Below are 21,491 nucleotides of genomic sequence, written 5' to 3'. Positions count from 1 at the left end.
TATTGGCTTGTGCCCGTGTCGTTTCCTTGGGCTGATGATGCGGCACAGATCGGCCCGCGCCTGGATCTTAAGTCAGCTTCGCTGTTTCCTTGTAGCTTGATGCCCGCTAACTTGTCGGCAGCCTTTTACAAGAACAGGACTGATATGCAGATCGTCTTTCATTGCGGAGTTCACGGCACCGATCAGGACGGCCTGCTTAAGACCCTCTTCCAAAACCGCGACTGGATGACCCGTCATGGCATCGAGGCGGTTCCGCGCAGCCGTCATCGCGGCATCTTTGAAAAGGCACTGGCCTCTTTGAATGGTGGGCCGGCATCGCCCGACATGGAAGAGATGATGCTTGATGCCATTCTTGAAAATGACAACACCACGCGCATGATCTGCAGCCAGCCGGGCTTTATCGGCATGCCGGTTCGCGTCATCTCCAAGGATGGGCTTTTGGCCCCCGCGGGCGAGAAAATGATGGCTTTGGCCAATCTTTTCCCCAGCGCCGAGGTCGAATTTCATCTGGCCCTGAAAAACCCCGCGACCTTGCTGCCCTATGCCATCCAGAACATTCCCGATCGCAGCTATGAAAAGATCATGGGCGGCATCCCGCCCGAAACGCTGCGCTGGGGGCCGACGATCCGCGAGATTCTTCGCCGAATCGGCAACCGCCGCCTGGTTCTTTGGTGCCACGAGGATACCCCGCTGATCTGGCCCGAGGTCATTCGCCGCATCGCCAATATGCCAGGGGATGTCCCGCTAAAGGCAGGGCTGCAGGTTCTGGGCGATATTCTTCATCCCGACGGCATCCACATGATCCGCGATGAGATGAGCAAACACGAGCGCATGACGATTGCGACGCGCCGCGAGATTTTCTCGGCCGCACTTGTGAAATACGCCCTGCCCGAAAAGCTGGAAACCCAGATCGACCTGCCCGGCTGGTCCCAGGATCTGATCGATGAGATGACCGAAGACTACGACCGTGACACGGCCGAGATTGCCGCGCTGCCGGGTGTCGAATTTATCGCGCCGTAACGAGGCGCCACACCCGTGCGGCCCGATATTGAGCCCAGGAATGACAAAAGGCGGCCTATGGGCCGCCTTATATCTATCGTGACAGGGATTTTCAGCCCAAGGCGCGGCTTAGCGCATGCCCAATGCGGCCATATAGACCTCAAGGACGGCTTCCTCTTCGGCGACCTGCTCTTGGTCCTTCTTTCTTAGCGAAATGATCGCCTTGATGGCCTTGGTGTCATAACCACGGCCTTTGCATTCGCTATAGACCTCTTTGATCTGTTCAGAGATGTCTTTTTTCTCTTGTTCCAGATGCTCGATGCGCTCGACGAATTGACGCAGTTCATCCGCCGTTACCTGATAAGAGTCCATGTCTGCTCCATTCTGTCTTGCTTGCGGACCACAGTAATTATCCTAAGGGCGATACGGCAAGGCGCGCGAAAGCAATATTCCAACGCTTTGATCCACCGTATGAAAACGGATCACATTCTGACCCATGCTCGCACATTCCTGTCCCAAAGCGGTCATACCGCCTTGCCTGGCAGGATGTCACAAGCCTGATCGTCGTCCATGATCCGTCCTTTGCCTGATGGGCCGAGGAATTAGGCGGTCTTGCGGCGAGGTGCAATCACCGCTAGGCCATTCGCGCCAAACGAGGGTAAAAGATGACGATCTGGGACATATTGATCTGGGGCGGCACCGCCCTGACCGTGGTCGGGCTGCTGGCCCTTGGCTGGTGTATTCTGACGGTGATCCGCGCGCGACGCTCGGGCCAATCCGACGAGGTTTTGCGCGTGACCATGCGTCGCGTCATGGCTGTGAACCTTGCTGCTCTGGCGGGCTCGGTGATAGGTCTGATGGCAGTGGTCATCGGGATTATGCTGGGAAAATAAGCCTAAAATCGGCTTTCCCTGTGCAATTCCAAGCGATGGGGCCACGTCACACAGGAAGATGACGTCATGGAGATGGAGTGGCTCCGCGCGGGGATCGGTGGCTTGATGATCGGCTGTGCAGCAGCGATTTATTTGCTGGTCAACGGGCGTATCATGGGCGCAAGCGGCATTTTCGGCGGGCTGATTGACGGCAGCGCCAAAGGCGCCGAGCGGCTTGAAAGGTTGGCCTTTGTGCTTGGCCTGATCGCGTTTCCCGCATTGATGGTCTGGTCAGGTTTTGGCCAGCGTTCGGCTCCGGTTGCAAGCGGTCTGGGCTTGGGGGGCGCGGGTCTGCTAGTCGGGCTTGGCACGCGAATGGCCAATGGCTGCACCTCCGGTCACGGTGTCTGCGGCGTCTCACGTCTGGCTTGGCGCGGTATTGTCGCCACCCTGACCTATCTGATCTTTGGCGTGGTGGGCGTTCTGGTCGCGCGCGCCTTTGGGTGGATGATCTGATGGTACGTCTTTTGGTTGCGCTGATCTCGGGCGGACTTTTTGGCGCGGGTCTGGTGGTCTCGGGGATGACCAATCCTGCCAAAGTGCAGGGTTGGCTGGATATTTTTGGAAATTGGGACCCCGCGCTTGCCTTTGTGCTGGGCGGAGCGATGATCCCCATGGCCATTGCATGGCGCGTTGCCGCGCGCATGCCTTGCGCGCTCAGCGGTGAAAAGCTGCCCGGCCCGCCCAGCACCCGGCTGGACAAGCGACTGATCGGCGGCTCGGCGCTTTTTGGTTTGGGTTGGGGCATCGCGGGCCTTTGCCCCGGCCCGGCCCTTGCCTCGATCGGCTTTGGCGGCGCAGCGATCTGGACCTTTGTTGCCGCCATGCTGGTCGGCATTTTCATCAATGCAAATTTAAAGGCAAAATCCTGATGCGGGCACTTCTCCAGCGGGTTTCTGAGGCCGAGGTCAAGGTCGACGGCCAAAGCACCGGCAAGATCGGCACAGGGCTGATGGTTCTGGTCTGTGCCATGCAAGGCGATGGTGACGATGCGCCAGCCAAACTGGCCGCACGTGTCGCCAAATGCCGCATCTTTCGCGATGAGGCGGGCAAAATGAATAAGTCGGTACAGGATATCGGGGGCGAGGTACTGGTTGTCAGCCAGTTCACCCTTTCAGCTGATACGCGCTCGGGCAACCGCCCCGGTTTTTCGACCGCCGCAGCCCCTGACCGCGGCCAAGAGCTTTATGAAAGCTTTAGCCAAGCGCTACGAGAGCTGGGCCTTGTCGTGCAAAACGGCATCTTTGGCGCGGATATGAAAGTGTCGCTGGTCAATGACGGTCCTGTCACAATCTGGATGGACAGCACGGACCGCGCTTGACTTTTCTGCGCTGCGGCACCATTTGAGCCAAGTCGCAACAAGCTGGCGCGTGAGCAGCCGGGTCTTTAGGCCCAAATGGCGCGATAAAGTTTCGAATCCCATGTCACGCAGGGGTCCGGCGGGTTTCGTATCTTGGCCCGCTCCTTTGCATCGCGGAATTTTCCGCATTACGTCTTGCCTCCGATACGGGCGGCACGGACCGAAAGACATTTGATGACCGAAACCACTCGCCGCCCGCGCTCGGGCGGGAAGCCGCGCTTTAACCGCACCCCAAAAACCGATGGCACCAATGGCTATGACGATTCGCAGGCCGCACAGCGCCGCCGCGCAATCGTGCGTGAACCTGTTGCCGAAGGGCCTTTTGCCGACATGGGCATTGATGGCCGCATCAACGCCAACCTGATCGCCATGGGCCTGACCGTCCCGACCCCGATTCAGGCCGAAGCAATCCCGGCAATCGTTGCCGGACGTGACCTGTTGGGCCTGGCACAGACCGGCACCGGCAAAACCGCAGCTTTCGGGCTGCCGATGATCACGCGCCTGATCAAATACGGCCGCAAACCCGATCCGCGCACCTGCCGCGCGCTGATCCTTGCGCCGACCCGCGAACTGGCCACCCAGATCGCCCAAAATATCGACGCCTATGCCGAAGGCACCTCGATCCGCTCTTACCGCATCGTGGGGGGCGCCTCGATCAATGTTCAGACCGAGCGCATGTCGCGCGGCGTTGACGTGCTGATCGCAACGCCGGGCCGGCTGATCGACCTGCTGGAACGTCAGGCGATTGACCTAAGCGCAACCGAATATCTGGTGCTGGATGAGGCCGACCAGATGCTGGATATCGGCTTTATCCATGCATTGCGCCGCATTGCCCGCCTGCTGCCGCCCAAGCGTCAGACGCTGCTGTTCTCGGCGACCATGCCCAAGCTGATGTCCGAACTGGCAGACAGCTACCTGAAAGAGCCGGTGCGCGTCGCCGTCAACCCTCCGGGAAAAGCTGCCGAGAAAATCGAGCAGGGCGTGCATTTCGTCAATCAGGGCGACAAGGCAAGCCTGCTGGCGGAATATCTGTCCAAACACATGAGCGAGCTGGCAATCGTTTTCGGCCGCACCAAACATGGTTCGGAAAAACTGGCGACGCTGTTGGATAAATGGGGCTATAAAGTCGCTGCCATCCACGGCAACAAAAGCCAGGGCCAGCGCGAGCGTGCGCTTGCATCCTTCCGTGCCGGCGAGACCAAGGTTCTTGTCGCGACCGATGTTGCCGCGCGCGGCATCGACATCCCCGAAGTTGCGCATGTCTATAACTATGACCTGCCCAACGTGCCGGAAAACTACGTCCACCGCATCGGCCGCACCGCGCGTGCGGGTCGTGATGGCCGTGCCGTCGCCTTCTGCGCGCCTGCCGAGGTTGGCGAATTGCGCGCCATCGAAAAGGCGATGAAAGCCAAGATCCCGGTCATCGGCGGTGATGAACCCTTTGACTTCACCAACCGTCCCGGCCCCAATGGTGCGGGCCGCGGTGCGCCCAAAGGTCAAAAGCCCGGCTTTGACGCCAAAAAGCGCCCTGCCCGCCGCCCTTCGCGCGCGCCGCGTACGGGTCAAGGCCAATCGGGTCGCCAACACGCCGACACCTAATCCCTACGCCTGATCACAGGCAGCGACGATCTGATCACATCACCGGGACCGGCCCTTGCCGGTCCCGTTTTTCGTCTCTAACCCTCTGCGACATAGCCAAAGTCTTGGGTTCCATCGCAGCCGCGATTGGGGGCAGTGCCCCTTTCTGGCGTGGGCCGAGCCCGGGACTGGCGGCCATCAAACCTCTTTGCGCGCGGCTCGGTTGGACCGCGCAGATATAAGCCAATTTTAGGAGCTTGCGATGAAAGCTGCCAATGACACGCGCGGATACGGCTGGGTTGCGCGTTTCTTTCACTGGGGCACAGCGCTGTTGATTTTCGCGGCAATTGCACTTGGGCTATATGCAGATAGCTTGAGCGCAACCCCACCCGAGCAGATCCAGCGCGTCTTTCAGGCATTCTCGATCCACAAGACGCTGGGGATCACGGTTCTGGTCTTTGCGGTTTTGCGCTTGATCTGGACGCTCACCCAGCCAAAGCCGCGCCCCCTGCACCCCAAGGCCAAATTGCAGACATGGCTGGGCGAAATGGTCCATTTCGGGCTGACAATCGGCATGATCGTCATTCCGCTGTCGGGTTGGCTGTTGCATTCGGCGGCACCGGGTGGATTTGCGCGCATTTTATGGCCTTTTGGTCAGCGCCTTCCCGGCGTCCCACAAGACCTGACCCTGTCCGAGCGGTTCGGTACCTTTCACGATCTGGGATGGTGGGTTCTGGGCGCCTTGATTGCGCTGCATGTGGCGGGGGTTTTAAAGCATGTCTTGATCGACAAAGACGCGACCCTGGCCCGCATGGCAGGGCCCAGTGCCGATTTGCCCGAACCACCTGCCCAAGATCACCGACTGGCGATCTCGGCCGTCGTGGCTGCGGGCCTGATCTGGGCCGCTTTGGCGGGCTTTGCCGCATTCTCGCCGCTTCCATCCGAAGCCGAGGCGATCGCCGCTCCCGAGCTTGCCACCCCCGATGCCTCCGCTCAGAGCTCGGCTCAGGATGCGGCTCATGCCCCCCCGGCCGACACGCAGGCCAACACGCAATCTGGCGCGCAATCTGGCCCCCCGGCGGCCAAAGCCCCTGCAACGCTTGCGGCCAACGGCTGGACGGTCGAAAGCGGAAACCTGAGCATCTCGGTTACTCAAGCAGGCAGCGCCGTGACCGGCAGCTTTGGCGCGTGGCAGGCCCAGATCAGCTATGACCCGACCAGCCAAACCGGCCAGGTTGCCGTCGATATCGATATCGCATCTTTGACGCTGGGTGCGGTCAGTGAAAATGCCAAGGGCCCCGACTTTCTCAATGCGGCAGAGTTTCCCAAGGCCCATTTCACCGGGCAGATCGATCCGGCACCGGCAGGCGGCAGCGCTCATGTGGCCAAGGGCGAGCTGACCATTGCAGGCAAAACCGTTCCGGCGGAATTGGCCTTTGATCTGACAATCCAAGGCGATACCGCCACGGCAAAAGGCGGTCTTCACGTGGATCGGCGCGATTTCGATCTTGGCAAGAATTACACCGATGAAAGCACCGTGGCCTTTGGCGTGGACATCGCTTTTGATCTGATTGCCAAGCAGCAATGACCCTGCCCAAACGGGCGCAAAGCAACTGACATTTGCGCAAGAAAAAAGGCCGCCCCAAGGGGCGGCCTTTCTTAGTCGAACCTGTGGCGATTAGCCGACCAGTTCAAGACCCGAGAAGAAGAACGCGATTTCGCGTGCTGCTGCTTCCGGGCTGTCCGAACCGTGAACCGAGTTTTCGCCGACCGAAAGAGCGAACTCTTTGCGGATGGTGCCCTCATCGGCATTCGCCGGGTTGGTTGCGCCCATGACTTCGCGGTTTTTCAAGATGGCGCCTTCGCCTTCCAGAACCTGCACAACGACCGGCTCGGAAACCATGAATTCGGTCAGTTCGCCAAAGAAGGGACGCTCTTTGTGCTCGGCGTAGAACTGGCCAGCTTGGTCAAGGGTCAGCTGGATGCGTTTTTGTGCGACGATGCGCAGGCCGGCATCTTCGAATTTCGCATTGATCTTGCCGGTCAGGTTGCGCTTGGTTGCGTCCGGTTTGATGATCGAGAGAGTGCGCTCAACAGCCATGGTGAAATCCTTTTTAAACATTCGGACCCCATGGTCCGATAATCCGCGCCCGGTTAACACGCAGGCCGGTTTTTGGAAAGATCGCCCGACAGGCATGTCGCGCATTTTATGCACCATCCTTTGCTGATTACAGCCAAGACGGGCGCGATCTTCACCACAAATTCAGCCGAACCGGCAAAGCCGCACCGACTAGCGATTGACGCGAGGCTCGGGATACGGCAAGCCGCCCGGATGCTGCGCATTGATGACATAAACTATTCCATCGCGGGTCGCCCGCTTTTCGAGCACGCTTCGGCGTCGATCCCGACGGGCCATAAGGTTGGCCTTGTGGGGCCAAATGGCGCGGGCAAGACCACGCTGTTTCGCATCCTTCGGGGCGAGCTGAATCTGGATAGCGGGTCATTCTCTTTGCCCTCGCGCGCCCGTATCGGCGGCGTCGCGCAAGAGGCTGCGGGCAATTCGACCAGCGTTCTGGACACGGTGCTTGCCGCCGATACCGAACGCGCCAGCCTGATGCTGGAGGCAGAGACCGCCACCGATCCCAATCGCATCGCCGAGGTTCACTCGCGCCTTGCCGATATTGATGCCTGGTCCGCTGAGGCACGCGCCGCCACGATTTTGCGCGGCCTGGGTTTCTCGACCGAGGATCAGGCCCGCCCGACCAGCGATTATTCCGGCGGCTGGCGGATGCGCGTCGCCCTTGCGGGGGTCCTGTTCTCGCAGCCTGACCTGTTGCTGCTTGACGAACCGACCAACTATCTTGACCTCGAGGGCGCGCTTTGGCTGGAAGGTTATCTGGCACGCTATCCCCATACGGTCATTGTCATCAGCCATGACCGCGATCTGCTGAACCGTGCGGTTGGCCATATCCTTCACCTCGAAGACCGCAAGCTGACGCTTTATACGGGCGGCTATGACACCTTTGCCCGCACCCGCGCGGAAAAGCGCGCGCTTCTGACCGCCGAGGCCAAAAAGCAAGATGCCCGCCGCGCGCATTTGCAAAGCTTTGTCGATCGCTTCCGCGCCAAAGCCAGCAAAGCCGTGCAGGCACAGGCACGTATCAAAATGCTGGCCAAAATGGAGCCGATCACGGCCCCCGAAGAGGCCAAGCTGCACCGCTTCAGCTTTCCCCAGCCCGAACAGCTGTCCCCGCCGATTGTGGTGCTGGATGGCACGTCGATTGGTTATGAATCGCGCACTGTGCTTCACAAGCTGAACCTGCGTATCGATCAAGATGACCGTATCGCCCTGCTGGGTCGCAATGGTCAGGGCAAATCGACCTTGTCCAAGCTGCTGGCCGAGCGCCTGGAGCCGATGGAGGGTAAAGTCACCCGCTCGTCCAAGCTGCGCATCGGCTACTTCGCCCAGCATCAGGTCGACGAGCTGCATCTGGACGAAACGCCGCTGGATCACATCCGCCGTCTGCGTCCCAACGAGGCCCCGCCGAAATTGCGCGCGCGACTGGCTGGTTTTGGACTGATGGTCGATCAGGCCGATACATTGGTCGGCAAGCTTTCGGGCGGCCAAAAGGCCCGCCTCTCGCTTCTGTTGGCAACCATCGACGCGCCGCATCTGCTGATTCTGGACGAGCCGACCAACCACTTGGACATCGAAAGCCGCGAGGCTTTGACCGAAGCGCTGAATGATTACACCGGCGCAGTCGTGCTGGTCAGCCATGATATGCATTTGCTCAACCTAGTGGCCGAGCGTCTGTGGCTGGTCGCGGATGGCGCGGTCGCACCCTATCAGGGCGATCTCGACAGCTATCGCAAACTGCTGCTGAGCGGCGAAGAGCCCAAGGCAGGTGCGCCGGTCAAGGCCCCCGCGCCCAAGCGCGTCTCGCGCGATGAGATCCTGGACCTGCGTGCCGAGGTGCGCAAATCAGAAGAGCGCATCGAGAAGCTTAGCGAGATGATGACCAAGCTGGATGCGATCATGGCCGATCCTGCGACCTATGATGATGCGGTTGCCTCGGAAAAATGGGGACGCAAGCATACCGAGATCACACAGGCCATGCAGCGCGCCGAGGCACTGTGGCTAGAAGCCCTCGAACGGTTGGAAACCGCACAGCGCGGGTGATTTTCGCTTGAGTTTGCTCTAGGATGACCGCATTGCGGGTCAAATTCGTGTCTTGAGGAGCCGACCATGCGCCATGTGATTCCCTTTCTGATGTTGGCGGCAGCCCCGCTGGCGGGTGCGGCACAGGCGCAGGATCTGAGCGGCTACGTGCTTTCGGCTGATGTCGGGCTGGGGGCCAGCTATAGCCCCTCCTATATGGGTTCGGACGATCACGACGCATCGCCCTGGCTGATCTTGCGCAACGGCACCCTGAGCCGCCCGACCGCTAGCGGCGACAGAACGACGGATGGTTTCTCGATCGTGCCCTCGTTCAACTTTCGCGGTGGCCGCGATTCGGATGACCACGACTCGCTGACCGGCATGAAGGACATCGACCGTTCGGGCGAAGTCGGCTTCCGTCTGGGCTATGATTACGGTGCGACCCGCAGCTATCTGGCATTGCGCAGGGGCTTTGGCGGCCACGAGGGCGTTGTCGGCGAATTCGGCGCCAAATACCGCGTCGAGGCCAATGATCGCCTGACGCTTTGGGGCAAGGCCGAGGCCAAATATGGCTCAAGCGACTTCACCGAGACCTATTTCGGCGTGACCGATGCCGAAGCCACCCCCGATCGTGCTGCTTATGCCCCCGATGGTGGCGTCTATGCCGCATCGCTTGGTCTGGAAGCGCGCTATGCGCTGACCGAACAAATGGCAGTGGTCGGCGAGGTCGAATATTCCCGCCTGATCGGCGATGCCGCAGATTCGCCCTTGGTTGAATCCAAAGGCCAACCCTCGATCCGTCTGGGCGTTGTGCACCGCTTCAGCTTCGGATTTTGATCATCGCGCGCCCCGCACTGGACCGCGGGGCCCTTGATGCCTATATCTTCTGTCAGAAATGACAGTTAACCGGGACATTCTGGCCATGACCGCCGAGACGCTAATGGAAGGCGCGCCGTTGATCGCGCCATCGACCACCGAACACGCGCTGTACGACGCCGTGGTCGAGGCCTGCAAGACGGTCTATGACCCTGAAATCCCAGTGAATATTTACGACCTTGGCCTGATCTACACCATTGAGATCAACGACGAGAATGCGGTGCGGGTCATCATGTCGCTGACTGCGCCCGGCTGCCCCGTCGCCGGCGAGATGCCCGGTTGGGTCGCCGATGCGGTCGAGGCCGTGCCCGGCGTCAAGATGGTCGATGTCGAAATGACGTTCCAGCCGCAATGGGGCATGGATATGATGTCGGATGAAGCACGCCTAGAGCTGGGCTTTATCTGATCCGCACCCCACGACGATCTGTTTTGCAAAACGCCGCCCCAGAGAATTGGGCGGCGTTCGGCATTTATGTGCAGGGCCGATCCTCGCCCTGTTCATCTAGGACAAGGTGCGATGTCTGCCTTGCGCAACCAGATGGATAACGCCCTGACGCACCGGCATTTCGGCAATGCGCGCAACAGGCAGGCCCAAAGCCACCACACGAATCATGCGCAAAGTCATGCCATGGGTCACGATCATCGCAGGGCTGGTCAGCCCCTCTAGAAACGAGCGGACCCGCGCCTCAAGCGCGGCGAAATGTTCCCCATCCGGGGTGCGGTTGTACCAATCATAGCGCGGCCCGGTGAAAATATGGGGATGGCTGATCCGCAGGTGCTTGATCTGTGCGCCGGTAAAGGCACCCACATCAATTTCAACAAGGCGCTGATCGCTTTCAAAGCCACCATCGCCGAAAATGATCTGTGCCGTATGCTGCGCCCTGCCCTGTGTGCTGGCAAATTTGCCCACTGCGGCCAGGTCAATCTCTTGCTTTTGTGCCAAAGCGCTGACCAACGCCGCCTGACGTTGCGCATGGCCCAATCCCAGTTCGGTCAGGGGCGAATCAAGCAGGCCCTGCATTCGCTCTTCGACATTCCAGATCGTCTGTCCGTGCCGCATCAAATAGAGATCGGGAAATTTCGTCACATCGCCCCTCATGGCACTTCTTGCCGTTAGAGCAGGCAGACTGCGGCCCGGGGCAAGTTGCTGTCAACCGGTGTTGGTGAAGTTAGGTGAATTCCTTGTGCCAGGCGTCTACGCATCGCTTGGGCGAAGCCGCTGATCTGGCCGGGGCAACATCGCCCGGCTATAGTCGTTCCATGACCAATTCCTTGCCCCCGTGCCCCGTCTGTCAGTCCCTTTATGCCTATGAAACCGGAGCCCTGCTCACCTGCCCCGAATGTGGCCATGAATGGGCGCCCGATGGCGCCGATAGCGCCAGTGCTGATGACGAAAGCATTCGCGATTCCGTTGGAAATATCTTGCAAGACGGCGATACCGTCACCGTCATCAAGGATTTGAAGATCAAAGGATCTTCCTCGGTCGTCAAAGTGGGCACGAAAGTGCGCAACATCACCCTTGTCTCGGGCGATCACGACATTGATTGCAAAATTCCCGGCCTTGGCCAGATGAGCCTGAAATCGCAATTCGTCAAAAAAGTAGCCGAATAGAACTGGCCGAATAGGCGTGGATCAGACACGCCCCTTGTTATGACAGGGGGCGTTTGCCACCTTTGGCCGCTTCAGCCTGGCAGCTATGCAGGCTGCGTTCGGGAAAGGTTTCCTGTGCTGTAACGAAAAAAGCCGACGCTTTAAGCGTCGGCTTATTCTGGCTGATGGTGCGGTCGAAAAGACTCGAACTTTCACTCCGGTTAAGGAACAGCGACCTCAACGCTGCGCGTCTACCAATTCCGCCACGACCGCATCCTGTCAGCCCGGCTGATGTAGCCCGTCGCTCTGGCGTTGAAAAGAGGCATTCGTCAGCTTTTTGAAAGAAAATTCATCTTCTTTTCATTCCGCTGCTGCAACCTGCACAGGAAGGTAGTTCAGGATCGGCGCCAACCAGCGCTCGGCCTCGGCAAGGCTCATGTTCTTGCGCGCAGCATAGTCCAGAACCTGGTCATGCTCGACCTTGGCAACGCCGAAATAATAGGCGTCCGGATGACCGATATACAGCCCCGAAACCGACGCGCCGGGCCACATCGCCATTGATTCGGTCAGCTCGACACCCGTGGCCGCAGTTGCGTCCAGAATATCGAAAAGCGTAACCTTTTCAGTGTGATCAGGCTGGGCCGGGTAACCCGGTGCGGGCCGAATACCGTCATAGGGTTCTGCCGCCAATTCAGAAGGCGTAAAGGCCTCGTCAGGCGCATAGCCCCAATAGTCGCGCCGCACGCGCTCATGCATCATTTCGGCCAATGCTTCGGCAAAACGGTCAGCCAGAGCCTGCACCAGAATGGCCGAGAAATCGTCATTCGCCGCCTTGAAGCGATCGGCAATCGTCTGCTCTTCGGCCCCGGTGGTGACGACAAAACCGCCGACGTAATCCTGCACACCCTCGGGCGCGACAAAATCGGCCATGGCGACATTGGGGCGGTCATCGCGCTTGGTCAGCTGTTGGCGCAGCGTGTGCAGCATGGCCAAAGGTGCTTTACGTTCCTCGTCCTGCCACAGCTGAATATCGTCGCCTTTGCGATTCGCGGGCCAAAAGCCGATGACGGCGCGAGGTTTGAACCACTGCTCGTCAATGATCAGCTTTAGCATCGCCTGCGCATCAGCAAAAAGCTGGCGCGCGGCTTCGCCCTGTTTGGGATCGTCCAGAATACGCGGATAGACCCCCTTCAGCTCCCAGGTTTGGAAGAATGGCGTCCAGTCGATATAGGCGGCGATTTCCTGCAGCGTGAAATCGCTGATGACACGAGGCCCAAAGAACTTTGGCGTTTTGGCCTGCCAGCCGCTCCAGTCGATTTTGACCGCATTGTCGCGCGCACTGGCCAGCGGCAGGCGCTTTTTATCGGCCTCACCGCGGGTATAGCGCTCGGCCACGTCCAGATATTCGGCACGGACATCAGCGGCAAAGCTGTTTTTCTGTTCGGACAGCAGGTTCGAGACCACCCCCACCGCGCGGCTGGCATCGGTGACATAGACAGTCTGGCCTTTGTTATAACGCGGATTGATTTTCACCGCTGTATGGACGCGGCTGGTGGTTGCGCCACCGATCAGCAACGGCACCGAGAACCCCTCGCGCTCCATTTCTGATGCGACATGCACCATCTCGTCCAGCGAGGGCGTGATCAGCCCCGACAGGCCGATAATATCGACATTCTCGCGCTTGGCGACCTCAAGGATCTTGGTTGCGGGAACCATCACGCCAAGATCGATGATCTCGTAGTTATTACAGGCCAAAACAACGCCGACGATGTTCTTGCCGATATCATGAACGTCGCCTTTGACGGTCGCCATCAGGATCTTGCCAGCCGAGTTCGAGGCCCCGCTGCCGGCCTTTTCGGCCTCCATGAAGGGCAGAAGATGGGCCACGGCCTGCTTCATCACCCGTGCCGATTTCACGACTTGCGGCAAGAACATCTTGCCCGAGCCGAACAAATCGCCAACGACATTCATCCCCGCCATCAGCGGACCTTCGATCACATGCAGCGGGCGCTCGGCCGCAAGACGCGCCTCTTCGGTATCTGCGTCGATATATTCAGTGATGCCGTTGACCAAAGCATGCTCAAGACGCTTTTCGACCGAAAATTCGCGCCAGCTCAGGTCTTTTTCGCGCGCTTTGGCGCCCATTTCACCGCGATAGCGACTCGCGATGTCCAGCATGCGTTCGGTTGAATCGTCGCGACGGTTCAGCACCACATCTTCGCAGGCCTCACGCAGTTCCGGATCGATCTGATCGTAAACCGCCAGCTGGCCAGCGTTGACGATGCCCATATCCATCCCCGCCTGAATGGCGTGGTACAGGAACACCGCATGCATCGCCTCGCGCACGGGTTCGTTGCCGCGAAAACTGAACGACAGGTTCGAGACGCCGCCCGAGATATGCACATGCGGCAATGTCTGCATGATCCGGCGCGTCGCACCAATGAAATCAACGCCGTAATTGTTATGTTCCTCGATCCCGGTGGCTACGGCAAAGACGTTGGGGTCAAAGATGATGTCTTCTGCCGGAAAGCCCACCTGTTCGGTCAGGATCTTATAGGCGCGGGTGCAGATCTCGACCTTGCGGTTTTCGGTATCGGCTTGGCCAACCTCGTCAAAGGCCATGACGACAACCGCCGCGCCATAACGGCGGCACAGCCGCGCATGATGCAAGAACGCCTCCTCGCCCTCTTTCAGCGAGATCGAGTTCACGATCGGCTTACCCTGCACGCATTTCAGCCCGGCCTCGATCACCTCCCATTTCGAGCTGTCGATCATCACCGGCACACGCGCAATATCGGGTTCGGATGCGATCAGGTTCAGATATTCGATCATCACCTGTTTGGAATCGATCAACCCTTCATCCATGTTCACATCGATGATCTGCGCACCGTTTTCGACCTGATCGCGCGCAACCACCAATGCGGCGCTGTAATCGCCCGCAGTGATCAGCTTGCGAAACTTGGCCGAGCCGGTGACGTTTGTGCGCTCGCCCACGTTAACAAAGGGGATTTGCGGGGTTTTCACAAAAGGCTCTAGCCCCGACAGGCGCAGCAAAGGCTCGATTTTGGGGATGGCGCGCGGCGGGTATTTTGCCACTGTCTGCGCGATGGCGCGGATATGATCCGGGGTCGATCCGCAGCAGCCGCCGACGATGTTGATCAGCCCTTCGCGCGCGAATTCCTCGATCTGGGCGGCCATCTGGGCCGGATCTTCGTCATATTGGCCCATTTCATTGGGCAGGCCCGCGTTGGGATAGGCGCAAATCAAGGTATCGGCCACGGTCGAAAGCTCGGCCAGATGCGGGCGCATGGCATTGGCGCCAAGCGCACAGTTCAGGCCGATCGACAGCGGTTGGGCATGGCGCATCGAATACCAGAACGCGCTGGGTGTCTGCCCGGTCAGGGTGCGCCCCGACAAATCGGTGATCGTGCCCGAGATCATTACCGGCAGCCGCACGCCGAATTTCTCGAACATTTCTTCGCAGGCGAAAATGGCGGCTTTGGCGTTCAGCGTGTCGAAAATCGTCTCGATCAGGATGATGTCCGCGCCACCATCGATCAGCCCGCGCAGCTGTTCGGAATAGGCGATGCGCAGATCGTCAAAGGTGACTGCCCGGTATCCGGGATTGTTCACATCGGGCGAAATCGAGGCCGTGCGGTTGGTCGGCCCAAGCGCGCCTGCGACAAAGCGAGGCCGGCCATCCTCGGCCGTGGCCCGATCCAGCGCACGGCGTACGATCTGTGCACCGCGCAGGTTCAGATCATAGACCGCGCCCTGCATGCCGTAATCGGCCTGCGCAATCGAAGTCGAGGAAAATGTGTTGGTCTCGACAATATCGGCCCCGGCCTTGGCGTAACGATAGTGGATCTCTTCGACCGCAGCGGGCTGGGTCAGGTTCAACAGATCGTTATTGCCCTTTTGCGGATGGTCCGAATGATGTCCGCAGCCGCAGCCCGAACCATGGCCGGTGAAATCATCCTCGCCCAGATTCAACAGCTGAATCTGAGTGCCCATCGCCCCATCAAGGATCAAGATCCGCTCGGCCGCGGCACGGCGCAGGCTTTCAAACACAGGAGAGATAACAGGTGCGCGATAGGTGGTCATGTTCTGGGTCCGGACTTGTGCATGGCGCCTTATAGCCCTGCTGGATCAATTAGGGAAATTCATCATCCGCACTATAATCATGAAAAAGTCTCATATTAACCCGAAGAGCCCCGCGTCATCATATGCCTTTGCATGCCGGATCCTCTTGCAGGCGATGTCCCGGCGGCAGTAAGAGGCGCTATGGTTGAATGGATTACAGAACCCGGCCTTCTCGACTACGCCACTGCCGTCACTCGGATGGAAGAGCGTGTAGCCGCAATCTCGGCCGGAACCGCAGACGAGCTGATTTGGCTTGTCGAACACCCGCCGCTTTACACGGCAGGGACCAGCGCCAGGGCCGAGGATCTGACCGACCCTGACCGCTTTCCCGTTCATGTCACCGGACGGGGCGGCCAATATACATATCACGGTCCGGGCCAGCGCGTGGCCTATGTCATGCTGGATCTGAACCGGCGCGGGCGCGACGTGCGCGCTTTTGTCACAGCCCTTGAAAACTGGGTCATCGGCGCGCTTGCCGAATTCGGCCTGAAGGGCGAAATCCGCGAAGGGCGGGTCGGTGTCTGGATCGCGCGTCCTGACAAAGCCCCCTTGCTGGATGGCACGACGCGCGAAGACAAAATCGCCGCAATCGGCGTCAAACTGCGCAAATGGGTCAGCTTTCACGGCTTGGCGATCAACGTCGAGCCTGACCTGAGCCATTATTCCGGAATTGTTCCCTGCGGCATAACTGCACATGGCGTCACAAGCCTTGTGGATTTAGGTCTGCCGGTTACGATGGGAGACATCGATTCCGCGTTAAAAGCGCGGTTTTCGAAAAGTTTCCCGGACCCTTAAGTCCAACCCCTCACCATCAGTAGGATGGCCGCCTCTCACCAGTATGTGGTAGATGATCACAATCTGGATGATAGAGCGTGTCAGCTCTTGCTATAAACATTGACCAAATGCAGCATCCCTGCCGGGATCAATCCGCTTCTAAAGGATCATGCGATGAAGATCAGCCTTTTCGCCACTCTTGCCGCAACTTTGCTTGCCGTTCCTGCCTTCGCCCAAGACGCTGGCGACGCAGCTAATGGCGAAAAAGAGTTCAAGAAATGCAAAGCCTGCCACATGATTCAGGCTCCTGATGGGACCGATGTCGTCAAAGGCGGCAAAACCGGTCCGAACCTCTACGGCGTCGTCGGCCGCAAAGCCGGTACTGCTGACGGGTTCAAATTCTCTGACGCGCTCGTGAAACTGGGTGAGGCCGGTGAGGTCTGGACCCAGGAAGATCTGGCCGCCTACATCACCGACCCGAACGCTTATGTCGATGAAAAGACCGGCGACAAATCCTTGAAGACCAAAATGACCTTCAAGATGAACAAGAATCAGGCTGATGTCGTCGCCTTCCTGGCTGCGAACTCGCCCGAGGCCGCTGCGGCGCCGGCTGCTCAGTAAACCTGAAATGCCCGGCGCCGGCCTTTGGTAGGCGCTGGGAACATTGTGAAGCATTTTGTGCCCCCGGCCCCTTGAAAATTGGGTCGGGGGCACCTCAATCGCCACTCCGGTCCATTGCCGGTCTGGTTTTTGTGGTCTAGAACCACTCTGAGTCCGCCGACCTTTCCGATGGTCGGCAAGCCGCAAGTCTAGGGAGATCACACATGGCAGACGCCGCCGTCCATGGCTCGGATGACCATCATGACACCCGCGGGTTTTTCACCCGTTGGTTCATGTCAACCAATCACAAGGATATCGGGATCCTCTATCTGTTCACGGCGGCTATCGTCGGTCTGATCTCGGTTTGCTTTACGGTCTATATGCGTATGGAACTGCAACACCCCGGTGTGCAGTATATGTGTATGGAAGGGGCGCGTTTCATCGCTGATGCAACGCAAGAATGTTCGCCTAACGGCCATCTTTGGAACGTGATGATCACTTATCACGGCGTTCTGATGATGTTCTTCGTCGTTATCCCGGCTTTGTTCGGCGGTTTCGGCAACTATTTCATGCCGCTGCACATCGGTGCGCCGGACATGGCTTTCCCGCGCCTGAACAACCTCAGCTACTGGATGTATGTCTGTGGTGTGGCGCTTGGTATTGCATCGCTGCTGGCCCCTGGTGGCGGCGGCATGGGTTCGGGCGTTGGCTGGGTTCTGTACCCGCCGCTGTCGACCATTGAAGACGGCTACTCGATGGATCTGGCGATTTTCGCAGTCCACGTTTCGGGTGCCTCGTCGATTCTGGGTGCAATCAACATCATCACCACCTTCCTGAACATGCGCGCACCGGGCATGACCCTGTTCAAGGTTCCGCTGTTTGCATGGTCGGTCTTTATCACTGCATGGCTTATCCTGCTGTCGCTGCCGGTTCTGGCTGGCGCCATCACCATGCTGCTGATGGATCGCAACTTCGGGACGAACTTCTTCAACCCCGTTGGTGGCGGTGACCCGATCCTGTACCAGCACATCCTGTGGTTCTTTGGCCACCCGGAAGTGTATATCATCATTCTTCCCGGCTTCGGGATCATCAGCCACGTCATCTCGACCTTCGCCAAGAAACCGATCTTCGGTTACCTGCCGATGGTTCTGGCAATGGCTGCGATCGGTATCCTTGGTTTCGTCGTTTGGGCGCACCACATGTATACCGTCGGCCTGTCGCTGACCCAGCAGTCCTACTTCATGCTGGCCACCATGACGATCGCCGTGCCTACGGGCATCAAGGTCTTCTCGTGGATCGCAACGATGTGGGGCGGCTCGATCGAGTTCAAAACCCCGATGCTGTGGGCCTTTGGCTTCCTGTTCCTGTTCACCGTCGGTGGCGTCACCGGTGTTGTTCTGTCGCAGGCTCCGCTGGACCGCGTCTATCACGACACCTATTACGTCGTGGCGCACTTCCACTATGTGATGTCGCTGGGTGCCGTCTTTGCCATCTTCGCCGGTATCTACTACTGGATCGGCAAGATGTCCGGCCGTCAGTACCCGGAATGGGCTGGTAAACTGCACTTCTGGGCGATGTTCATCGGTGCAAACCTGACCTTCTTCCCGCAGCACTTCCTTGGCCGCCAAGGCATGCCGCGCCGCTATATCGACTATCCGGTCGAATTCGCGATGTGGAACAATATCTCGTCGATCGGTGCGTATATCTCGTTCGCGTCGTTCATCTTCTTCATCGGCATCGTCTTCTACACCCTGTTTGCCGGTAAGCGCGTGACCCAGAACAACTACTGGAACGAGCATGCCGACACGCTGGAATGGTCGCTGCCCTGCCCGCCGCCCGAGCACACCTTCGAGCAACTGCCGAAGCGTGAAGATTGGGACCGTGCACAAGCCCACTAAGGCTGTCACACAATGACCAAGCGGCCCCGGAGCAATCCGGGGCCGTTTTCCATTCGGGCCCTGGGTCGCACCCAGCCTTGGAAAAGACTTCAAACCCTCGTAAAATTGGCAGGCGGCGGCAGGCCGCCATGGTTGGCCGAGTTAAGTTATGCCCTATCGCTGGACCCCATCCCTTGCAGATGCGAGCGCCGCTGACCCGCATGAACGCCAAGGCCCCCGCCCCGAGACCACCATCGAGCTGCATCTGTGGCCCCATCGCTCTTTGCCGCGAAAGGGGTTTGTCTGGGTGATTGCGATCACAGCCATCGGGCTGTCGCTGCCGCTTTTGTCGGTGATTGGTTCGGGGGTGATGTGGGGGCTGCTGCCTTTTGCTGCGCTGGTGATCTGGGCGCTGTGGGTCGCGATCGAACGCAGCTATCGTAGCGGTGCCACCCATGAGGTGCTGACGCTGACCCCCGATCAGCTGACCCTGCGCCGTCAGGACCCCGGCCGCAGCGACCGGCTATGGCAGGCCAACCCCTATTGGGTACGCACACGCATGCACCATCACGGCCCGGTCGAGAATTACCTGACCCTGACCGACGGTCAGCGCGAATATGAAATCGGAAGTTTCCTTGCGCCCGAAGAGCGCGAAACATTGCGCCGCGAGCTTGAACAAGCGCTTGCCCGCCTGCATCAGCCCTTGGGATGATCGGTCCCTACGGATGCACCGCATGGCTGTCAGAACGTATCCTGGCCCACCAAGAGCGGCTCTGCGCCGCTCTTGGTCGCAAACCCTTAGGCCATCAACTTGGCTTTGATCATGGGCCCGACGGCCCCAAAATCCATCTGCCCTGCAAAGCGCACGCGCAGCTCAGCCATGACGCGCCCCATGTCGCGGATCGAATTTGCGCCCAGATCCGCAACAACCTTTTCAATTGCGGATTGCACTTCAGCCTCATCCAGCTGGCGCGGCAGATAGGCCTGAATGACCTTGATCTCGGCCTCTTCTTTTTCAGCCAGCTCAAGCCGTCCGCCCTCTTCATAGGCGCGCGCTGATTCTTGGCGCTGCTTGACCATTTTCGACAGAATCGCCACCAGATCGGCGTCCGTCAGGCCGGGATGTTCGGTGTTTTCACCACGGGCCGCGATTTCACGGTCCTTCATGGCCGCAGAAATCAGACGCAGCGTCGATAGGCGCGGTGCGTCTTTGCTTTTCATGGCCTCTTTCGTATCCGCCTGAATGCGTGCGCGAAGTTCCATATCATCCTCATGTTGCAGGTCAGCACAGTCGTCTGCCCCCAGAGCCGTGCCGCGTCAAGTCGCACGCTTTCCCCGAGTTCCGGCCTTGACGCTTGCGCCCACTAATCTTAGGTTCCGGCCGATTTATCCGGAGAATAGAAGATGGCACAGAAACCGACCGCATGTCTTGCTCTTGCTGACGGAACGGTCTTCCACGGCCGAGGTTTCGGCGCAACCGGGGAAACGGTGGCTGAGCTTGTCTTCAACACCGCCATGACCGGCTATCAAGAGATCATGACCGACCCGTCCTATGCAAGTCAGGTCGTGACCTTTACCTTCCCCCACATCGGCAACACCGGTGTGACCGCGCAGGACGAAGAGGCCCCCGAGCCCGTCTCGCCGGGGATCGTTGTCAAATGGGATCCGACCGAGCCGTCAAACTGGCGCTCGACCTCGGATCTGGTCGCTTGGATGGAAAAGAACGGCCGCATCGGCATTGGTGGCATCGACACCCGCCGCTTGACCCGTGCGATCCGCCAGCAGGGCTCGCCGCATGTTGTGTTAGCCCATGATCCTGAAGGGAATTTCGACATCGCCGCCATGGTTGCCAAGGCGCGTGATTGGAAAGGTCTGGTAGGTCTTGATCTGGCCAAAGAGGTCAGCTGCACCCAAAGCTACAAATGGGATGAGGGTCTTTGGGAATGGCCGGGCGCGTTCAACGCCCAAAAAGAGGCCCAGCCCTTCCGCGTCGTCGCCCTTGATTACGGCGCCAAGCGCAACATCCTGCGCTCGTTGGTGGCAAGCGGCGCCGAGGTGACGGTTCTGCCCGCAACGGCAACCGCCGAAGAGGTTTTGGCACATAACCCCGAGGGGATTTTCCTGTCGAACGGCCCTGGCGACCCGGCTGCAACCGGCGTCTACGCGGTGCCGATGATCCAGGAACTGCTGAAAAAAGATCTGCCGATTTTCGGGATTTGCCTTGGCCACCAGATGCTGGCCCTCGCCCTGGGTGCCAAAACCGTCAAGATGAGCCATGGCCATCACGGTGCGAATCACCCGGTTCGTGACGTTGAGACCGGAAAAGTCGAGATCACCTCGATGAACCACGGCTTTGCGGTCGATGCTCAGACCCTTCCCGAAGGTGTGATCGAAAGCCACGTCAGCCTGTTTGACGGCTCGAACTGTGGTTTGCGCCTGCTCGACAAGCCGGTTTTCTCGGTCCAGCACCACCCCGAAGCCAGCCCCGGCCCGCAAGACAGCGGCTATTTGTTCCAGCGTTTCGCGGATGCGATGCGCGCGCGCCGTCGCTGATCGGCTGCACGAACAGAGGTTGTGACAAGACAAAGGCGGGGTTAACCCGC

Annotated in this window: 21 protein-coding genes and 1 tRNA gene; 16 read left to right on the top strand and 6 right to left on the bottom strand. The window is 59.3% G+C overall.

Going from position 1 to position 21,491, the window contains the following annotated elements; all coding sequences use genetic code 11:
• Positions 1-144 precede the first annotated feature (144 nt).
• Positions 145-1,020: a hypothetical protein gene (locus RTS12_RS04645; protein WP_312525963.1), complete on the top strand. Its 876-nt coding sequence runs from the start codon at positions 145-147 to the stop codon at positions 1,018-1,020.
• Between the two features lie 108 nt (positions 1,021-1,128).
• On the opposite strand, the gene RTS12_RS04640 is transcribed toward RTS12_RS04645, so the two are convergent.
• Positions 1,129-1,371 carry a DUF2312 domain-containing protein gene (locus RTS12_RS04640; protein WP_312525961.1) on the bottom strand — a complete coding sequence of 81 codons (243 nt, stop codon included), beginning with the start codon at positions 1,369-1,371 and terminating at the stop codon, positions 1,129-1,131.
• Between the two features lie 293 nt (positions 1,372-1,664).
• Here RTS12_RS04640 and RTS12_RS04635 point away from each other — a divergent pair, with 293 nt between their 5' ends.
• From RTS12_RS04635 to RTS12_RS04610, 6 genes are all read left to right on the top strand, one after another.
• Positions 1,665-1,892, top strand: a complete 228-nt coding sequence (locus RTS12_RS04635; RefSeq protein WP_312525959.1) for a hypothetical protein — start codon at positions 1,665-1,667, stop codon at positions 1,890-1,892.
• Between the two features lie 66 nt (positions 1,893-1,958).
• The gene (locus RTS12_RS04630; RefSeq protein ID WP_312525957.1) at positions 1,959-2,387 is read left to right on the top strand and encodes a YeeE/YedE family protein; all 429 of its coding nucleotides are present in this window, start codon (positions 1,959-1,961) and stop codon (positions 2,385-2,387) included.
• Entirely contained in the window at positions 2,387-2,803 is a 417-nt protein-coding gene (locus RTS12_RS04625) for a DUF6691 family protein (protein WP_312525955.1), read from the top strand. The genes RTS12_RS04630 and RTS12_RS04625 overlap by 1 nt, the downstream gene beginning before the upstream one ends.
• On the top strand, positions 2,803-3,252 hold the full coding sequence (gene dtd, locus RTS12_RS04620; RefSeq protein WP_312525953.1) for a D-aminoacyl-tRNA deacylase: 450 nt from the start codon (positions 2,803-2,805) through the stop codon (positions 3,250-3,252). Before RTS12_RS04625 ends, dtd begins: the two co-directional genes overlap by 1 nt.
• Before the next feature lie 213 nt (positions 3,253-3,465).
• Positions 3,466-4,890 (top strand): DEAD/DEAH box helicase, encoded by a 1,425-nt coding sequence (locus RTS12_RS04615; protein WP_409455666.1) that lies wholly within the window; start codon positions 3,466-3,468, stop codon positions 4,888-4,890.
• 241 nt (positions 4,891-5,131) lie between these two features.
• Entirely contained in the window at positions 5,132-6,457 is a 1,326-nt protein-coding gene (locus RTS12_RS04610; protein WP_312525951.1) for a cytochrome b/b6 domain-containing protein, read from the top strand.
• A gap of 90 nt (positions 6,458-6,547) precedes the next feature.
• Here RTS12_RS04610 and ndk read toward each other — a convergent pair whose 3' ends face one another.
• Positions 6,548-6,970: a nucleoside-diphosphate kinase gene (gene ndk, locus RTS12_RS04605; RefSeq protein ID WP_312525949.1), complete on the bottom strand. Its 423-nt coding sequence runs from the start codon at positions 6,968-6,970 to the stop codon at positions 6,548-6,550.
• Between the two features lie 231 nt (positions 6,971-7,201).
• On the opposite strand from ndk, the gene RTS12_RS04600 reads away from it, so the two are divergent.
• The 3 genes from RTS12_RS04600 (at position 7,202) to RTS12_RS04590 (ending at position 10,310) form a co-directional block, all read left to right on the top strand.
• Positions 7,202-9,049: an ABC-F family ATP-binding cassette domain-containing protein gene (locus RTS12_RS04600; RefSeq protein WP_312525947.1), complete on the top strand. Its 1,848-nt coding sequence runs from the start codon at positions 7,202-7,204 to the stop codon at positions 9,047-9,049.
• A 66-nt stretch (positions 9,050-9,115) separates the two neighbouring features.
• Positions 9,116-9,865, top strand: a complete 750-nt coding sequence (locus RTS12_RS04595) for a MipA/OmpV family protein (protein ID WP_312525945.1) — start codon at positions 9,116-9,118, stop codon at positions 9,863-9,865.
• Positions 9,866-9,950: 85 nt separating this feature from the next.
• Positions 9,951-10,310, top strand: a complete 360-nt coding sequence (locus RTS12_RS04590; protein ID WP_312525998.1) for an SUF system Fe-S cluster assembly protein — start codon at positions 9,951-9,953, stop codon at positions 10,308-10,310.
• A gap of 96 nt (positions 10,311-10,406) precedes the next feature.
• Here RTS12_RS04590 and RTS12_RS04585 read toward each other — a convergent pair whose 3' ends face one another.
• On the bottom strand, positions 10,407-11,003 hold the full coding sequence (locus RTS12_RS04585) for a histidine phosphatase family protein (RefSeq protein ID WP_312525943.1): 597 nt from the start codon (positions 11,001-11,003) through the stop codon (positions 10,407-10,409).
• Positions 11,004-11,164: 161 nt separating this feature from the next.
• On the opposite strand from RTS12_RS04585, the gene RTS12_RS04580 reads away from it, so the two are divergent.
• Positions 11,165-11,515, top strand: a complete 351-nt coding sequence (locus tag RTS12_RS04580) for a zinc ribbon domain-containing protein YjdM (RefSeq protein WP_312525941.1) — start codon at positions 11,165-11,167, stop codon at positions 11,513-11,515.
• Positions 11,516-11,680: 165 nt separating this feature from the next.
• Here RTS12_RS04580 and RTS12_RS04575 read toward each other — a convergent pair.
• A tRNA-Leu gene (locus RTS12_RS04575) sits at positions 11,681-11,767 on the bottom strand.
• A gap of 87 nt (positions 11,768-11,854) precedes the next feature.
• Entirely contained in the window at positions 11,855-15,598 is a 3,744-nt protein-coding gene (gene metH / locus RTS12_RS04570; protein ID WP_312525939.1) for a methionine synthase, read from the bottom strand.
• A gap of 180 nt (positions 15,599-15,778) precedes the next feature.
• On the opposite strand from metH, the gene lipB reads away from it, so the two are divergent.
• The 4 genes from lipB (at position 15,779) to RTS12_RS04550 (ending at position 19,600) form a co-directional block, all read left to right on the top strand.
• Entirely contained in the window at positions 15,779-16,432 is a 654-nt protein-coding gene (lipB, locus tag RTS12_RS04565; RefSeq protein ID WP_312525937.1) for a lipoyl(octanoyl) transferase LipB, read from the top strand.
• A gap of 153 nt (positions 16,433-16,585) precedes the next feature.
• Entirely contained in the window at positions 16,586-17,032 is a 447-nt protein-coding gene (locus RTS12_RS04560; protein ID WP_312525935.1) for a cytochrome C, read from the top strand.
• A 203-nt stretch (positions 17,033-17,235) separates the two neighbouring features.
• On the top strand, positions 17,236-18,909 hold the full coding sequence (gene ctaD, locus RTS12_RS04555) for a cytochrome c oxidase subunit I (protein ID WP_312525934.1): 1,674 nt from the start codon (positions 17,236-17,238) through the stop codon (positions 18,907-18,909).
• Positions 18,910-19,057: 148 nt separating this feature from the next.
• Positions 19,058-19,600 (top strand): DUF2244 domain-containing protein, encoded by a 543-nt coding sequence (locus RTS12_RS04550; protein ID WP_312525932.1) that lies wholly within the window; start codon positions 19,058-19,060, stop codon positions 19,598-19,600.
• Between the two features lie 86 nt (positions 19,601-19,686).
• Here RTS12_RS04550 and RTS12_RS04545 read toward each other — a convergent pair whose 3' ends face one another.
• Entirely contained in the window at positions 19,687-20,151 is a 465-nt protein-coding gene (locus RTS12_RS04545; protein WP_312525930.1) for a GatB/YqeY domain-containing protein, read from the bottom strand.
• 141 nt (positions 20,152-20,292) lie between these two features.
• Between RTS12_RS04545 and carA the strand changes: the two genes are divergently transcribed.
• Complete coding sequence (gene carA, locus RTS12_RS04540) at positions 20,293-21,441, top strand: glutamine-hydrolyzing carbamoyl-phosphate synthase small subunit (protein WP_312525928.1); 1,149 nt, start codon at positions 20,293-20,295, stop codon at positions 21,439-21,441.
• The last annotated feature ends 50 nt before the right edge of the window (positions 21,442-21,491 follow it).

The sequence above is a fragment of the Paracoccus sp. (in: a-proteobacteria) genome (genome assembly GCF_032007265.1).
GTDB lineage: Bacteria > Pseudomonadota > Alphaproteobacteria > Rhodobacterales > Rhodobacteraceae > Paracoccus.
The sequence above is the reverse complement of the archived record's forward strand: the minus strand, read 5'-3'. Positions and strand labels throughout refer to the sequence as shown.

Bases quoted from the DNA above. Each gene is read 5' to 3' on its own strand.
- RTS12_RS04645 (WP_312525963.1), top strand. From the start codon at position 145: ATGCAGATCGTCTTTCATTGCGGAGTTCACGGCACCGATCAGGACGGC.
- RTS12_RS04640 (WP_312525961.1), bottom strand. From the start codon at position 1,371: ATGGACTCTTATCAGGTAACGGCGGATGAACTGCGTCAATTCGTCGAG.
- RTS12_RS04635 (WP_312525959.1), top strand. From the start codon at position 1,665: ATGACGATCTGGGACATATTGATCTGGGGCGGCACCGCCCTGACCGTG.
- RTS12_RS04630 (WP_312525957.1), top strand. From the start codon at position 1,959: ATGGAGATGGAGTGGCTCCGCGCGGGGATCGGTGGCTTGATGATCGGC.
- RTS12_RS04625 (WP_312525955.1), top strand. From the start codon at position 2,387: ATGGTACGTCTTTTGGTTGCGCTGATCTCGGGCGGACTTTTTGGCGCG.
- dtd (WP_312525953.1), top strand. From the start codon at position 2,803: ATGCGGGCACTTCTCCAGCGGGTTTCTGAGGCCGAGGTCAAGGTCGAC.
- RTS12_RS04615 (WP_409455666.1), top strand. From the start codon at position 3,466: ATGACCGAAACCACTCGCCGCCCGCGCTCGGGCGGGAAGCCGCGCTTT.
- RTS12_RS04610 (WP_312525951.1), top strand. From the start codon at position 5,132: ATGAAAGCTGCCAATGACACGCGCGGATACGGCTGGGTTGCGCGTTTC.
- ndk (WP_312525949.1), bottom strand. From the start codon at position 6,970: ATGGCTGTTGAGCGCACTCTCTCGATCATCAAACCGGACGCAACCAAG.
- RTS12_RS04600 (WP_312525947.1), top strand. From the start codon at position 7,202: ATGCTGCGCATTGATGACATAAACTATTCCATCGCGGGTCGCCCGCTT.
- RTS12_RS04595 (WP_312525945.1), top strand. From the start codon at position 9,116: ATGCGCCATGTGATTCCCTTTCTGATGTTGGCGGCAGCCCCGCTGGCG.
- RTS12_RS04590 (WP_312525998.1), top strand. From the start codon at position 9,951: ATGACCGCCGAGACGCTAATGGAAGGCGCGCCGTTGATCGCGCCATCG.
- RTS12_RS04585 (WP_312525943.1), bottom strand. From the start codon at position 11,003: ATGAGGGGCGATGTGACGAAATTTCCCGATCTCTATTTGATGCGGCAC.
- RTS12_RS04580 (WP_312525941.1), top strand. From the start codon at position 11,165: ATGACCAATTCCTTGCCCCCGTGCCCCGTCTGTCAGTCCCTTTATGCC.
- metH (WP_312525939.1), bottom strand. From the start codon at position 15,598: ATGACCACCTATCGCGCACCTGTTATCTCTCCTGTGTTTGAAAGCCTG.
- lipB (WP_312525937.1), top strand. From the start codon at position 15,779: ATGGTTGAATGGATTACAGAACCCGGCCTTCTCGACTACGCCACTGCC.
- RTS12_RS04560 (WP_312525935.1), top strand. From the start codon at position 16,586: ATGAAGATCAGCCTTTTCGCCACTCTTGCCGCAACTTTGCTTGCCGTT.
- ctaD (WP_312525934.1), top strand. From the start codon at position 17,236: ATGGCAGACGCCGCCGTCCATGGCTCGGATGACCATCATGACACCCGC.
- RTS12_RS04550 (WP_312525932.1), top strand. From the start codon at position 19,058: ATGCCCTATCGCTGGACCCCATCCCTTGCAGATGCGAGCGCCGCTGAC.
- RTS12_RS04545 (WP_312525930.1), bottom strand. From the start codon at position 20,151: ATGGAACTTCGCGCACGCATTCAGGCGGATACGAAAGAGGCCATGAAA.
- carA (WP_312525928.1), top strand. From the start codon at position 20,293: ATGGCACAGAAACCGACCGCATGTCTTGCTCTTGCTGACGGAACGGTC.